We start from the raw sequence: 13283 nt of genomic DNA on the forward strand, positions 1-13283 counted from the left end.
CCGCCCATGATAGCGTCCGATGCCGCACATCACGGATGGTTCCTCCATCCGGTGGAGAGATCGGGGTATCAGCGTCGGCGCGTGCCGAATGCAGCACCGGACGTTGCAGGCACGGTCGAGGTTGACGCCGCCAACGGCAAACCCGCCACCCAGTCGAGCACCTCGCCGATGGCCTTGTCGGACGCCTGCGTGAGCGCCGTCACCCCACCCGCAGCGTCAGGGCTGGGCGCAGGCGCATCGGCCTGCACCACGCGCTGGTCGATCACGCCGCGCGCCAGCGACACCGTTGCGCGCAGCCGCACCACGCCCCGGCTGGCTTCCGGCCTGTCGAACACCTGTGAAAAGTCGACCAGCTCAATACGCAGGCTGGGCACATCGGGCGTGGGATAGCCGACCACTTGCCCGCGTGCGGCCGCCGCGTTGCGCAAACGCGCATCGAACAGGTTCACGGGCGATTCCACCCAGCGGCTGTTGGCGTAGGCGTCGGTACGCTGGCTTTGCGCATAGGCGAGGCGGTAATAGATGGCATTGCCGTCCATCCAGCCAGGGCCGGCCACTTCGGCCACGCGCAAGGCGGTGGGCAGACGCGCGCCAGCGCTTGCGGCCGGCGCGAGTCCAAAGTCATACAGGGCGGCGGGTGCCACGGGGGCGCTCGAGCAAGCCGCCAGAAGCGACAGCGCCATCAAAGCAGGCAGCACGTGCGAGCGGCGGAACACAGCAGACAACATCGGCATGGAATCTCCTCAGGGCTGGGCCGAAGCGCGGGCGGCGGGCGCGGTGAAGCCGGTCTCACCGGGGCCGGGCACGCCCGGCGCGGGACCAAACAGCACACTCTGCGGCCGGGCGTTGAAGTCGGTTACGGCATGGTCGAAGCCCCGCACGGCCTGACGAGCCTCACGCGCAAAGCCATTGAGCTGCGGCAGCGTTTCATAGGTCAGCACATTGGCGGCGGATTGCATCGACTGCGTAGCCGTCGTCAGATCGGTCCCGGCGCCGGAAAGCGTCGTCATCAACGGCCCCTTGGGGTCGGACAGCGACTGCGTGAGCTTGCGCGTGGCCACCAGCGTGGAGTCGAGGTTATCGGCAATCTGCGGCAGACGGCGCATGGTCGGCTCAGCCTGCTGCGCGAGCGTGCTGTAGGCGTCCATCGTCTTCTGGAACGACTGCAGCGACGCCGTGATCTGCTGGCGATGCTCGTCGTCAAACATGATCGACAACGAGTTCAGCGTCTGATCGAGCTTGGAGAGCATCTGGTCGCCGCGCTTGTCCAGCTCATCGAGGAACCCGGCTTCCATGCGGATGCGCGCGGGGTTCTTTTCCGACGTGGCGAGGTGCACCGGGTTGGGCGCGCGCTTGCTGTTGTCGAAACCGCGGTCGTCAAGCTGCACATAGGCGAGGCCCGTCACGCCCTGGTACGCCAGGCGGCCATAGGTCGTGGTGGTGATAGGCGCATCCTTGTCGACCAGCACGCGCACCACGATCTGCCCGGGCACCTTGTCGTCAAAGCGGATGCTGTCGACCTTGCCGACATCCAGGCCGCGGTACTTCACGGAAGCCTGCGGGTTCAGCCCGTTGACGGTCGAACGCGTGACCACCTCGTACGGCACGCGCACGGTCTGGTCACGGTTGAACCACATCACCGCCAGCCCGATGAAGATGACCAGCCCAATCGTAAACAGCCCGGCCAGGAATGCGTGGGCTTTGTTTTCCATCAATCCTCCTGTGTCGAAAGCGAGGCTGCAGCCACCGCCTCCGTCATCTGCGGGCCCAGCGCCATCAGGGCCCGTTTGCCCCGCTCACCCAGGAAGTATTCCTTGATGAACGGATGGTCGATCTGAATGATCTGTTCGATCGGCTTGGCCGCCAGCACCTTGCGATCCGCCAGCACGGCAATGCGGTCGGACAGCGCAACCAATGTGTCGAGATCGTGCGTCACCATCACCACGGTCAGGCCCAGCTCCTGGCGCAACTCGCGGATGAGCGCGACGTAATCGTCCGACGCGCGCGGGTCCAGCCCGGCGGTCGGCTCATCCAGAAACACCAGCTCCGGCTCCAGAGACAACGCCCGTGCCAGCGCCACGCGCTTGATCATGCCGCCCGACAGGTCCGACGGCATCTTGTCGGCATCGGTCGATTTGAGCCCCACCATCTGCAGCTTGAGCATCGCCACGCGCTGGACGAACGCGTCGGGCAGTGTGCGCAATTCACGCATCGGCAACGCCACGTTGTCGATCACGGACAGCGCCGAGAACAGCGCGCCGTGCTGGAACTGCATGCCCCAGCGGTTGCGCATCGACTGCAGATCGTTGCCCACCTGGCAGGTCAGCTCTTCGCCAAAGATGTTGATCGTGCCCGAGGTGGGTTTCTCCAGCCCCACCACCTGGCGCAGCAGCGTCGTCTTGCCGCTGCCCGAGCCGCCGACGATGGACAGCACCTCGCCGCGAAATACGTCCAGATCGATGTTGTCGAGCACGGTCACCTTGCCGTAGCGCTTGGTGACGCTGCGCACCTCGATCACGCGTTCGCGCGCGGGCGTGATCGCCGGCGGCGCCCCGGCATGCTCGATATGCGGATGGCGGGAGCGCGTCATATCCCAACGTCCTTGAAGAGGATGGCGAACACGGCATCCGCGAGGATGACGATGGTGATCGACACCACCACCGACGTGGTCGTCCCCTCGCCCAGGCTCTGCGTGTTGGGCTGGATGCGCAGGCCAAAGTGGCACGCCACCAGCGCGATCAGCATGCCAAACACCACGCCCTTGCCGATGCCGAGCCACAGGTTGGCCACCGGCACCGCATCGGGCAACGAGGTGATGAAATACGTCGGACTGATATCGAGCTGGAACTTGGCCGCAAGAATGCCGCCCGCCAGCGCCAGCAAGTCCGTCCACGCTACGAGCAGCGGCATGGCGATCGCCAGCGCAATCACCTTGGGCAGAATCAGCCGGAAGCCGTGCGAGATGCCCATCACGCGCATCGCATCCAGCTCTTCAGTCACCCGCATCACGCCGATCTGCGCGGTGATGGCTGAACCCGAACGCCCTGCCACCAGAATCGCAGCCAGCACCGGCCCAAGCTCGCGGATGATGGCCATCCCCAAGATGTTGACGATGAAGATGCTGGCCCCGAACACGCGCAGCTGGTTGGCCGACAAATAACTCAGCACGATGCCGATCAGAAAACCCACCAGGGCCGTAATGCCCAGCGCCTTGTAGCCCGTGCTGTAGATGTTGGCGGAGATCTCGCGCCACGGGCCGCGATGCGGTGCGCGCATGAACCGCGCGAAATCGAACATCAATTGGCCGACCATGGCGATGCCGTTGCGGGCGTGATCGAAGAAGTCGAGCATGCCCTCGCCGAGGATCGCCACCGGGTTCATGCGCGGCGCCAGGCGCTGCTTCCAGCCGCCGGGGTCGAGCTTAGCCACGCGATCGAGCATGCGGCGCTGGTCGGGCCGAGCATCCAGATGTTCGGGCCACTGGTTGCCCCAGGCGCGCCAGAGCAGTTGCGCGCCAAAGTGGTCGATACGGCCAACTTCGGTCAGGCACCACGCGTTCGCGTTATCCAGCCCGGCGCGGATCTGCTGGCGCGCGCTGCGCACGCCTGCGCGCTCGGCCAGCGCGAGCGTGGTCCAGTCGCCGGAAAGAAAGGCGACGGAGCGTCCATCGACAACGCGCACCTCAAGCTGCGGTGTACGGCAGGTGATCAAACGGTTCTCCGTAAGCGGTGATGCCGGATATCGGTCGAATTGTAGCCAACGCGCCGCCAAACGCTGTCACACTGGCTGCCACACTGTGAGGCCTTTGCATCGCTTGAAGCAAGCGCCAGTCCCGTGTTTGCAGCGCCGCTCGTACAATGCGCGCATTCTTAGCGCGAACTTGATCGCCCGTTTTTTATGTCTCTTGCCGAACCCTCCGCGCGGTGGCGCGTTGCGCGCGAGCGCATCCAGCCCAGCGGCCCGGCTGCCGGCTGGCCCCTCGATGTGGTTGAGATCACCGGCTCCACCAGCGCCGACCTGATGGCCGCCGTGCGTGATGCCGCCTGGCCTGCCGACGCAGCACCGCCGGCCCATGCCGGCACTGCTCCACTGCTCGGCGCGCGCGTGCTGGCCGCGCAACGCCAGACCGCCGGCCGCGGCCGGCAGGGCCGCCCATGGGGTGGCGACCACGGCTTGACCTTCTCCATCGCCTGCGCCTTCGCGGGCGAGCCCGCGCAGCTAGGCGGCCTGAGCCTGGCCGTGGGTGTAGCCGTGGCCGACGCCGTGGCTGGGTACGCGGAAGCCCGGGGCGGCAGCGGACAGGCGCTCGCACTGAAATGGCCCAACGATGTGCAAATTGCGGGGCGCAAGCTGGCCGGCATCCTGATCGAGACCGTGCGGAAGGAAGCGGGCCAGACCTGGGCCGTCATCGGCATCGGCCTGAACCTGGAGCGACCGCGCGTGCTGGAGACCACGCTGGGCCGCGGCCTGTCGGGCGTGGAAGAACTGGTGGATGCGCCGGAACCGAATGCCGTGTTCTCGGCACTGCTCACGTCGCTGGGTGAACACCTGCAGCGCTTCGGCGCGCAGGGCCTGGCGCCATTCGTTGCGCCGTTTGCCGCCCGCGATGCCTTTGCGGGAGAGCGCGTGCGCCTGTGGCAGGACGGCACGGTTGTGCTCGAAGGCGTCGCGCATGGTATCGACGCACAAGGCCGCCTGGCGATTGAATCGGGCGGACGTGTGCAGTGGGTCCACAGCGGCGAGGTCTCCTTGCGTAGCGCAGACGCGGAGCAGCCATGACACGTCTGAAGGTCTCGGCCGCGCACGCCGCTCCCGCCCGTCCGCTGTTGCTGATCGACGCGGGGAACACACGCATCAAGTGGGCGTGGATTGCTGGTGGCGCCGATGCCGAACTCGCCCTGCCCGAAGAACCCGGCGGCACGCCCTGGCAGCATGCCGGCGCCCGCGCGCACGATCGATTGGCAGAACTGGTGGAAGACTGGCGCGATTGCCACGCCTCCGGCGTTGCCCCACCCGAGGTGTGGATCAGCGCGGTGGCCGGCCCGGCATTGCGCGATGCACTCACTGCGCGCATCGCCCGCGTGTTCGACGGGGCGCGCGTGCGCATCGCCGCGTCGGAAGATGCTACCGCTGGCCTGCGCAATGGGTATCGCGACCCAACGCAGCTTGGCACTGACCGATGGGTCGGCGCGGTCGGCGCACGCCACTTGTGGCCCGACACGGCCCTGCTATTGGTGACGGCAGGCACCGCCACCACGCTCGACATCGTCACGCCCGATGGCCTGTTTGCCGGCGGCCTGATCCTTCCCGGCCTCACGTTGATGATGCGCGCGCTGTCACGCAACACGGCGCAGTTGCCCGAAGTCGATGTCAGCTACCTGAGTGCGGGCGACGTCGTAGCGCCGCCCTGGGCCGACAATACGCAGGACGCCATCGCGCTGGGCTGCGTCATCGCCCAGGCGGGCGCAATTGCACAGACCTGGGTGGCACTGCAAAAGCAATACCCCGGCCCGGCACGCTGCGTGCTGAGCGGCGGAGCACGCGCCGCGCTGGGGCCGCATCTGCGCATGCCGTTCCAGATGCACGATAATCTCGTGCTGCTCGGCCTTCAGGTGCTGGCGCGCGCGAGCCGGGAAGGCGCCGCGACGTTGGCGTAGCCTTTGGTCGGCCGGGCTGAAGTTTTCGTCTGACGTCTTACCGTTGTTGCTGCTGTGTTTCTGCATTCCGAGCCACCGTCCGAATCCACGTCCGTTCGCACCATGACGCTTCGCCTCGCCCTGCTGCTCCTGCTGCTCGTCAACGGCGTTCTGCTCGCGGCCAATACCGGCGTGTTCGGGCCAGAAGTGTCCAAGGCGTGGTTCGAAAGCGAGCGCGAGCCCGATCGCATGCGCCGCCAGATCCGCACCGACGAGATCCGTATTCTCGAACCAGCGCCCGCCTCCGCACCGGCTGCCGCCGTACCGAAATCGGCGCCGGACTCGCCACCGTCGGCTTCCTCGCCCACCGCATCGGGCCCGCAGGCGAACATCGAGCGTACGGCCCTGACCACCGCTGACAGCGGCGGCAGTTGCACCGAACTCGGCGGCCTGACCGAAGCACAGGCCACGCGCGGCATCGACCAGCTCAAGCAACTGGCCGGTGTGCAGGTTGAGCGCATCACGCGTCAGGAAGACAACCGCTGGTGGGTCCACATGCCGGCCCGCGACACGCGCGACGACGCCGATCGCAAAGTGGCAGAACTCAAGCGCCGCAACGTGGCGGATTCAGCCATCGTGCAGGAAGGCAATACGTTTGTGGTGTCGCTCGGTCTGTTCCGCGACAAGGAGCGCGCGCAGCAGCGCCTGGACGAACTGCGCGCCAAGGACGTGCGCACCGCCGTGGTCACGCAAACGCACCGGCTCGGCGCGCAGACCTCGCTACACGTGAGCACCACCGCCGAGGCGGCATCGGGCGTCGCAGCTCAACTGGCCGCACTTAAGAAGACGCTGGGCGCGGAAGACCTGCACGCTTGCGCGGCGGTCACGGCATCGCGCTAAGCGTTCAGGAGGTCGCGCGCACGCGCTTGAGCAGCGCCGTCGTCGAGCGGTCATGCTCGAACGGAATCGCCAGCGCCGTGCCACCCCAGCTACGCACGACACGCGTTTCTTCCAGCGCATCGATGTCATAGTCGCCGCCCTTGACGTAGATGTCGGGACGCACGCGCTGGATGAGTTCGACCGGCGTGCGCTCGGCGAACAACACCACCAGACTCACCGCTTCCAGCGCAGCCAGCACGGCCAGGCGGTCGGCCTGCGTGTTGAGCGGGCGGTCATCACCCTTGCCTAGCATCCGCACCGAGGCATCGGTGTTCACGCCCACCACGAGCGAAGCGCCCAACGCACGTGCCTGCGCCAGATACGTAGCGTGCCCACGGTGCAGGATGTCGAACACGCCGTTGGTGAAGACCACCGGGCGCGGCAAGGCGCGCACGCGGGCTTCCACATCGGCGGAGTCGCAGATCTTCTGTTCAAAGGCGGGCGCAGGCTGGCGAGCGGTCATGGCAAAAGCGAAATCGGGGTGAAAAACAAAACGGCCCATCGAATCGATGGGCCGCTGGCCGCCAGTGGCAAGGATCAGGCCGCTTGTTCGGCCGAACCGAGCAGACGTGCGTTGAGTTCCTTGCGGTAGCGGTTCAGGTCTTGCACGGTTTCGAAGGTGCGCTCGAACAGCAGACCCATGTTGTGCAGGATGCGCTCGATGACCTTCTTTTCCCAGCCGGCGTCGAACTTGATCTGCTCGTCCAGCCAGTGCTCCAGCCAGTCCGGGTTCGGCAGGCGCGACTGCACCGTGTCTTGCGGGAACAGCGCCTTGTTCACGTGCAGATTGGTCGGGTGGAGCGGCTTCTCGGTGCGGCGCGCCGAAGCCATCAACACGCCGATCTTGGCGAATGCGCTGCGCGCGCTGTCGCCGAACTGGCCGAGGTATTTCTTCATGTAGCGCAGGTAGGCGCCGCCGTGGCGGGCTTCGTCCTGCGACAGATGCTTGTAGATCGCCTTGATGACCGGCTCGGTGTGCCATTCGGAGGCACGGCGGTACCAGTGGTTCAGACGGATCTCGCCGCAGAAGTGCAGCATCAGCGTTTCCAGCGGCGGAGCCGGATCGAACTCGAAACGCACGTTGTGCAGCTCTTCTTCGGTCGGCACGAGGTCCGGGCGGAAGCGGCGCAGATATTCCATCAGCACCAGCGAGTGCTTCTGCTCTTCAAAGAACCACACGCTCATGAACGCCGAAAAATCGGAGTCGTGGCGATTGTCACGCAGGAACATCTCGGTGGCAGGCAGGGCAGACCACTCGGTGATGGCATTCATCTTGATGGTCTGCGCTTGCGCGTCGGTCAGCAGCGACGCATCGAACGTGTCCCACGGAATATCCTTTTCCATATTCCAGCGGACCGCTTCCAACGACTTGAACAATTCGGGATAGAGCATGGTAAGCCTTTGAATTTGCAGGCGGATTCTAGCAGACATGCTTGACCAGCCCCCGTTTTTCATGGTTGCCGGAGCAAAGTTCTGTGTCTGCCCGTTTCCTCGTGACAACAGGCCTGCCGGCGCCACAACCGCAACGTGGCTTGGCGACCCCCTCACGCGCGATGCGGTTGCGCGTTGTCTCGCGGTACGCCGCGATGTGATCGACAGCACGCTGGCCGTCGTCTTTTGTGTCGGACCGGGCACCGCCCAGCAAGGTTTCCAGTATAGGAAGCGCTGCAATTCGTGCGGCGAATGGCGCGCCACGCATACCGCACATTTCCGCCGGGGCGACTCCGGGGCGTTATACCCTAGACTGAAGACAAATTCCGGCTCGCCAGCTGAGCGTCTGCTTTTGGAGATTCGCCATGTTGTTTTCCGCCACCGTTTCCACGCGTCGCCCGCGCCTGCAATTGCACGCGTCGGGGGTGCTGCGTCGACATCATCTCTTGATGATCGCCATTGCGATTGCCATTGCCGTGATCGCCTTGCTGCTGCCGCGCACGGGGCATGCTGCCGCTTCGGGCGTCGCACCCCTGGTGCCAGGACCGGCTGCCGCAAGCGCCTGCCCGGCCAGCCTGAACTTTCGCGTCAAGCGCCTGCAGGACGATGCGCCGCAAGACCTCTGCCAATACGCCGGCCGCGTCGTGCTGGTGGTCAACACCGCCAGCTATTGCGGCTACACGCATCAGTACGAAGGGCTCGAAGCGCTGTACGCAAAGTACCGCGACAAGGGCCTGACGGTGCTGGGTTTTCCGTCCAACGATTTCCAGCAAGAGCCCGGCAATAGCAAGCAAATCGCCGACTTTTGCTACAACACGTATGGCGTGAAATTCCCGATGTTCTCGAAGACGGCGGTGATTGGGGCGGGTGCGTCGCCGCTGTACGCGTGGCTCGCGACGCAGACAGGCCAGCCGCCCAAATGGAACTTCCACAAATACCTGCTGGACCGCACCGGCCGCGTGGCTGCGGTGTTCCCGAGCAGCGTCGAGCCGAGCGACCCTGCACTCATCAAGCGCATCGATGCGCTGCTGGCTGAACCGTCGACGCACTCGTCGCGCTGATCACGCTGCGCGCATCGTGTCCGGAATGGCGCCGTACAGAAACGCCGCCAACTCGTCGCGGCGGGCCTGCACATCGCGCTCGCCCAGGTCGATCAGTTCCTGCGTGAACTCGGGTTCGAAGAGCAGATAGCTGGCGAATGCCGCACCGCGCGCCTCGGTGCCGCCCAGTGGCTTGAGCAGTGCGCGCACCGTGCCCGGCAGGCGCTGCACGTGGCGCGAGGCAATCAGCTCGATGCGCTCGGACGGCGCCATCACCAGCACTTCGATCTTGCGCCAGCCGTCGCGCGCGTCGGCAATCTCGGGGTTGCGGGCCACCATTGCATTGACGTGCTGCAGCCGCTCGATATCGGCCGAAAGCCCATCAAGAAAGATGCTCGCCAGCGCCTGCCCCGCAATTTGTGCGAGCGACGGATAGCCGGACGCCGGCACCGTGTCGTACCAGCCCGGCTGCGAGCGCGACGCGGCGCCCACCACCAGAATGCGATTCGCGCCCAGATGAATGGCCGGGCTCAACGGTGACATCTGGCGCATCGTGCCGTCACCGAACCATTCGTCGTTACCTTCGAGTGGCACCGGCTCGGCCGGAAAGATGAACGGAATGCTCGACGACGCGAGCATGTGCGACACGCCAATCTGATCTGATACCGCAATCCGCTGCGAACGCCGCCACGGCAGCACCACGTGCGGCGATTGATAGAACGTGACGTGACGCCCTGTGGTGTAGGACAGCGCGGTAATGGCCAGCGCGCGCAGCGCTCCAGCCTCGAATGCGGCCTGCACCTGCTGGCCGTCGTGTTGCGATTCCAGCAGTTCGCGCAGCGGTGTGTTGTCGAACAACGCGCGCGGTGTGCGGCCGGTCATCCAGCCGAACGCTAGTGCGGTCAGCCACCGCGCGCCGCTCGAGCCCACGCGGCCAACGTCCGTGCGATAGACACGATCGGCATGCAAGCTGCCCCAGAGCTGGGTGAGCGCCTCGGTGGCGAGCGTGAAATCTTGCGCACCGCGTGCAAGGCCCAAACTGTTGATGGCCCCCGCCGACGTACCGCAAATGACGTCGAACGGCGTGCGTGCCACGCCCGGCGCATACTCCCGCGCCAACCCCGCGATGCCGCGCAGCACACCAACCTGATAGGCGGCCCGAGCGCCGCCACCCATCATCAAGAGTGCAGTGCAGTCTGGCGACATCGATCAGGGCGTGTCGTTGGTCGGCTTGCGCGGCGCTGATTTCGCCGGTGCTTTCTTGGCAGCCGCTTTCTTGGTCGCTGGCTTGCCCGGGTTGCCCACAGGCGTCTTGGCGGCCGGCTTTTGCGCCGGCTTAGCGGCAGCACGCTTGGGCTTGGCCGGCGCCGTCTTCTCTTCGATATCCTCCGGCGCCGTATCCAACCCTTCCGCGCCCGGCGCACCGGCAAACCCAGGGAAGCCTCCCGGGAAGCCCGGCATCAGGTTCTGCGGCATCGGCATGGCTGCGGCAGCGGAGCTGGCGATCTGGTTGAACTGCTGCTGCAGCATGTTCCACCATGGCGAGGGGTCCAGCGCTGCCGCGGCAGCGCGTGCGGCAGCTTGCGCCTGCGCGGCGGCGTGGGCCTGAGCCTGGGCGTTTTCGGCGCGAGCTTCGGCTTGGTCGTCGTCAGTGTCTTCCTCTGCCTCGGCCTCGTCTTCGGGCGGCGGCTCGTCTTCGGCCGGCTTGGCTGTGGCGGCCGTGTGCGGCCACGCGGGCTTGGATTCTTCGTCAGGGGAAGTCGCGTCCGGCGTCAGGCTGTCGAACGCGGATTTCATGGCATCGGGCGACAGCGCGGAGCCGAAGGTCTGCAAGGCCACCAGCGTGGCGCGCTGCACTTCCAGGCCCTGGATTGCCGTGCGCAGCAGGCTGGCGTTCAGTTGCAGCCAGCTCTCAACAGCGCGCAGGTCATGGATGCGCTTGTCGATTTCCTCGAGATCCATCGGCGGCGCGGCAAAGCTCGCCATGTTGGGCATGCCGCCAGCCATCCCGGCAAAACCGCCGCCCCACAGCTTGCGCAGAAAATCGAAACCGCCTTCGGCGAAATTGGGCATCTGGGTGAACATGGTGTCTCCTACAAATCGGTCGGGGTCAGGCGTGCAGGCGTGTTTCCTATCAGGCGCCATCAAACGTGGGCGGACGCTTCTGGCGCAGGCTCGCAATGCCCTCGCGCACGTCGGGGCCCGCAAAACCCATGAATTCAAGCGCCAGCGATGTATCAAAACTCGGGCCCGCCATGCGCAACCAGTTGTTCAGCGCGTACTTGGTCCAGCGGATGGCCGTCTGCGAACCCGCTGCCAAGCGCTCGGCGATTTCGAATGCGCGGTTGACGAGGTCCGCTTCGGGCACGGCCAGCGAGACCAGCCCAATGCGCTCGGCCTCTTCGCCGGTCATGGACTCGCACAGCAGCAGGTAATACTTGGCCTTGGCCATGCCGCACAGCAACGGCCAGACAATCGCTGCATGGTCGCCCGCCGCCACGCCCAGGCGCGTGTGGCCGTCGACGATGCGGGCATCCTTGGCAGCGATGGAAATATCGGCCAGCAATCCGGCGACCAGCCCTGCCCCCACGGCCGGGCCGTGCATGGCGCTGACAATGGGCTTGTCGCAGTTGATGACGTTGTAGACGAGGTCGCGTGCCTCGTGCCAGACGCGGGTGCGCACGTCGAAGTCTTCGGCCATCTGCTCGACGAGGTGCAGATCGCCGCCGGCTGAGAAGCCTTTGCCCTCACCGCGGATGAGTGCGACGCGCACCGAGGGCTCGGCGGATACATCGCGCCAGATCTCCGCCAACTCGCGGTGCAGCCCGGCATCGGCAGTGGACAGCTTGCGGTTGGCCGACTGCGCCGCGCCCATCACGATTTCGAGGATGGGGCCGTGCTGGACGAGCGTCAGCGCCTGATAGCGGGCGAAGCGGGGAGCGAGCGAAGTCATGGCGTCTGAGGTAATGGATCAAGCATAGCGGATGAGATCGCGGGCGCAACGCGAGATGTGCGCCATCGTCACCGTCACTGTCACTTCGGGGCATCGGCCAAATGCCATTGGCCGCGGCGGATCTGCGCCATCACGCGGGCACGCTGGTCCAGGCCCACGTGGTCTTGCGGGCTCATGTTGACTACGCCAGTGCTGGTGGGCAGATCGCGCACCTGCTCCAGTGCGTCGCGCAGCGCCTCGCGAAAGGCCGGCGTGCCTGGCTTGGCCCGCTTGAGCGCCACCGGCACCGCACGTTGCAACAGCAAGCCGATGTCGCCCGTGTAGGCGGCGAAGATCGACACGCTTCCCTTGCCGAAGGCGGCCTCGTAGCGACGCGCAAAATCCAGTGCCTGCTTTTTCGCGGGGTTGGTGTCGGGCAATTCGGCGGCGACCATTACGGGGCCTGTCGGCACGTAGGCGCCCTCGCAATCCTTGCCGCACAGCCTGACGAAATCGTTATTGGAAACGCCGTGGTTGAAGTAGATCTTGCCGGTGTAGCCGCGCTCGGCGAGCGCACGGGCCGGCAGCGCAGCGGGCGTGCCGGAGCCGCCAATCACCACGGCGTCCGGCTTGTTGGCCAGCAGATGCAGCACCTGCGCCGTCACGCTGTTGTCGGTAGGTGAAAACCGCTCGGTATCGGTGATCCGGATGTGCTTGAGATCAGCAAAGCGCTGCACCTCCGCCAGGAAGGCCTCGCCCAGCGCGTTGGCAAAACCGATGTAGGCGATGGTCTTCACGCCGTGCGCGGTGGCATGCTCGGCAATGAGCGACGCCATGTGCGAGTCCGAATGCGGCGTCTTGAAGATCCAGCGCCGCTTCGCGTCCATCGGCTCGATCAACCGGGCGGATGAAGCCAGCGAGATCACGGGCGTCTTGCCCTCGGCTGCCGCGTCGATCATCGCCAGCGTATTCGGCGTCGTGGACGAGCCGACGATCACGTCCACGTTCGACTCGCTCATCAGCTTGCGCGTGTTGGTGACCGCGCGCGTGGTATCCGACGCATCGTCGAGCACGATCACGTCGACGCGCTCGCCGCCGATCTCGCGCGGCCACAGCGTGGTGGCGTTCTTCTCGGGCTGCCCCAGCGACGCCTGCGGCCCAGTGGCCGACACCGTGACCCCGATGCGGATGTCCGCCAGTGCGGCAGAAGACAACAAAGCCAAACCAGCCAGTACGCCTGCGTGCCGCCACTTCGGTCGCTGCATTGGGGGTCTCCTCCCGTGGTTTGGCAAAGAGCGTAGCGGT

At 65.9% G+C, this 13283-nt stretch carries 14 protein-coding genes; 4 read left to right on the plus strand and 10 right to left on the minus strand.

Annotation, left to right across the window (positions count from 1 at the left end; translation table 11 throughout):
• Nucleotides 1–68 precede the first annotated feature (68 nt).
• The 4 genes from NG898_RS08395 to NG898_RS08410 are packed head-to-tail and all read right to left on the minus strand — an operon-like array spanning nucleotide 69 to nucleotide 3711.
• Complete coding sequence (locus NG898_RS08395) at nucleotides 69–734, minus strand: ABC-type transport auxiliary lipoprotein family protein (protein WP_252691897.1); 666 nt, start codon at nucleotides 732–734, stop codon at nucleotides 69–71.
• A 9-nt stretch (nucleotides 735–743) separates the two neighbouring features.
• Nucleotides 744–1712, minus strand: a complete 969-nt coding sequence (locus NG898_RS08400) for an MlaD family protein (RefSeq protein ID WP_092973561.1) — start codon at nucleotides 1710–1712, stop codon at nucleotides 744–746.
• Nucleotides 1712–2590 (minus strand): ABC transporter ATP-binding protein, encoded by an 879-nt coding sequence (locus tag NG898_RS08405; protein WP_252691898.1) that lies wholly within the window; start codon nucleotides 2588–2590, stop codon nucleotides 1712–1714. Before NG898_RS08405 ends, NG898_RS08400 begins: the two co-directional genes overlap by 1 nt.
• Nucleotides 2587–3711: an MlaE family ABC transporter permease gene (locus tag NG898_RS08410; RefSeq protein WP_252691899.1), complete on the minus strand. Its 1125-nt coding sequence runs from the start codon at nucleotides 3709–3711 to the stop codon at nucleotides 2587–2589. Before NG898_RS08410 ends, NG898_RS08405 begins: the two co-directional genes overlap by 4 nt.
• Before the next feature lie 186 nt (nucleotides 3712–3897).
• Between NG898_RS08410 and NG898_RS08415 the strand changes: the two genes are divergently transcribed.
• The 3 genes from NG898_RS08415 (at nucleotide 3898) to NG898_RS08425 (ending at nucleotide 6536) form a co-directional block, all read left to right on the plus strand.
• Complete coding sequence (locus NG898_RS08415) at nucleotides 3898–4779, plus strand: biotin--[acetyl-CoA-carboxylase] ligase (RefSeq protein ID WP_252691900.1); 882 nt, start codon at nucleotides 3898–3900, stop codon at nucleotides 4777–4779.
• A complete protein-coding gene (locus NG898_RS08420) occupies nucleotides 4776–5657 on the plus strand; it encodes a type III pantothenate kinase (RefSeq protein WP_252691901.1) in 882 nt (293 codons plus the stop codon). The genes NG898_RS08415 and NG898_RS08420 overlap by 4 nt, the downstream gene beginning before the upstream one ends.
• Before the next feature lie 102 nt (nucleotides 5658–5759).
• Entirely contained in the window at nucleotides 5760–6536 is a 777-nt protein-coding gene (locus tag NG898_RS08425) for an SPOR domain-containing protein (protein ID WP_252691902.1), read from the plus strand.
• Nucleotides 6537–6540: 4 nt separating this feature from the next.
• Here NG898_RS08425 and rfaE2 read toward each other — a convergent pair whose 3' ends face one another.
• Both rfaE2 and NG898_RS08435 read right to left on the minus strand, forming a co-directional pair.
• On the minus strand, nucleotides 6541–7038 hold the full coding sequence (gene rfaE2 / locus NG898_RS08430) for a D-glycero-beta-D-manno-heptose 1-phosphate adenylyltransferase (protein WP_092973785.1): 498 nt from the start codon (nucleotides 7036–7038) through the stop codon (nucleotides 6541–6543).
• Nucleotides 7039–7112: 74 nt separating this feature from the next.
• Nucleotides 7113–7967 (minus strand): ferritin, encoded by an 855-nt coding sequence (locus tag NG898_RS08435; RefSeq protein WP_004633768.1) that lies wholly within the window; start codon nucleotides 7965–7967, stop codon nucleotides 7113–7115.
• 404 nt (nucleotides 7968–8371) lie between these two features.
• Here NG898_RS08435 and NG898_RS08440 point away from each other — a divergent pair, with 404 nt between their 5' ends.
• A complete protein-coding gene (locus NG898_RS08440) occupies nucleotides 8372–9067 on the plus strand; it encodes a glutathione peroxidase (protein WP_252691903.1) in 696 nt (231 codons plus the stop codon).
• Here the strand turns inward: NG898_RS08440 and NG898_RS08445 are convergent, their stop codons facing one another.
• The 4 genes from NG898_RS08445 to NG898_RS08460 all read right to left on the minus strand — a co-directional run bounded on the left by NG898_RS08445 (nucleotide 9068) and on the right by NG898_RS08460 (nucleotide 13243).
• A complete protein-coding gene (locus tag NG898_RS08445; RefSeq protein WP_252691904.1) occupies nucleotides 9068–10252 on the minus strand; it encodes a patatin-like phospholipase family protein in 1185 nt (394 codons plus the stop codon).
• 3 nt (nucleotides 10253–10255) lie between these two features.
• On the minus strand, nucleotides 10256–11131 hold the full coding sequence (locus tag NG898_RS08450; protein ID WP_252691905.1) for a PhaM family polyhydroxyalkanoate granule multifunctional regulatory protein: 876 nt from the start codon (nucleotides 11129–11131) through the stop codon (nucleotides 10256–10258).
• Nucleotides 11132–11180: 49 nt separating this feature from the next.
• A complete protein-coding gene (locus NG898_RS08455) occupies nucleotides 11181–11999 on the minus strand; it encodes an enoyl-CoA hydratase/isomerase family protein (protein ID WP_252691906.1) in 819 nt (272 codons plus the stop codon).
• Between the two features lie 80 nt (nucleotides 12000–12079).
• Nucleotides 12080–13243, minus strand: a complete 1164-nt coding sequence (locus NG898_RS08460; protein ID WP_252691907.1) for an ABC transporter substrate-binding protein — start codon at nucleotides 13241–13243, stop codon at nucleotides 12080–12082.
• Nucleotides 13244–13283: the final 40 nt, after the last annotated feature.

Origin of the sequence: Ralstonia mojiangensis (assembly GCF_023955645.1) — a bacterium.
Classification (GTDB): domain Bacteria; phylum Pseudomonadota; class Gammaproteobacteria; order Burkholderiales; family Burkholderiaceae; genus Ralstonia; species Ralstonia mojiangensis.

Excerpts from the sequence above, each read along its gene's own strand:
- NG898_RS08395 (WP_252691897.1), bottom strand. The coding sequence starts at position 734 with ATGCCGATGTTGTCTGCTGTGTTCCGCCGCTCGCACGTGCTGCCTGCT.
- NG898_RS08400 (WP_092973561.1), bottom strand. The coding sequence starts at position 1,712 with ATGGAAAACAAAGCCCACGCATTCCTGGCCGGGCTGTTTACGATTGGG.
- NG898_RS08405 (WP_252691898.1), bottom strand. The coding sequence starts at position 2,590 with ATGACGCGCTCCCGCCATCCGCATATCGAGCATGCCGGGGCGCCGCCG.
- NG898_RS08415 (WP_252691900.1), top strand. The coding sequence starts at position 3,898 with ATGTCTCTTGCCGAACCCTCCGCGCGGTGGCGCGTTGCGCGCGAGCGC.
- NG898_RS08420 (WP_252691901.1), top strand. The coding sequence starts at position 4,776 with ATGACACGTCTGAAGGTCTCGGCCGCGCACGCCGCTCCCGCCCGTCCG.
- NG898_RS08425 (WP_252691902.1), top strand. The coding sequence starts at position 5,760 with ATGACGCTTCGCCTCGCCCTGCTGCTCCTGCTGCTCGTCAACGGCGTT.
- rfaE2 (WP_092973785.1), bottom strand. The coding sequence starts at position 7,038 with ATGACCGCTCGCCAGCCTGCGCCCGCCTTTGAACAGAAGATCTGCGAC.
- NG898_RS08435 (WP_004633768.1), bottom strand. The coding sequence starts at position 7,967 with ATGCTCTATCCCGAATTGTTCAAGTCGTTGGAAGCGGTCCGCTGGAAT.
- NG898_RS08440 (WP_252691903.1), top strand. The coding sequence starts at position 8,372 with ATGTTGTTTTCCGCCACCGTTTCCACGCGTCGCCCGCGCCTGCAATTG.
- NG898_RS08445 (WP_252691904.1), bottom strand. The coding sequence starts at position 10,252 with ATGTCGCCAGACTGCACTGCACTCTTGATGATGGGTGGCGGCGCTCGG.
- NG898_RS08450 (WP_252691905.1), bottom strand. The coding sequence starts at position 11,131 with ATGTTCACCCAGATGCCCAATTTCGCCGAAGGCGGTTTCGATTTTCTG.
- NG898_RS08455 (WP_252691906.1), bottom strand. The coding sequence starts at position 11,999 with ATGACTTCGCTCGCTCCCCGCTTCGCCCGCTATCAGGCGCTGACGCTC.
- NG898_RS08460 (WP_252691907.1), bottom strand. The coding sequence starts at position 13,243 with ATGCAGCGACCGAAGTGGCGGCACGCAGGCGTACTGGCTGGTTTGGCT.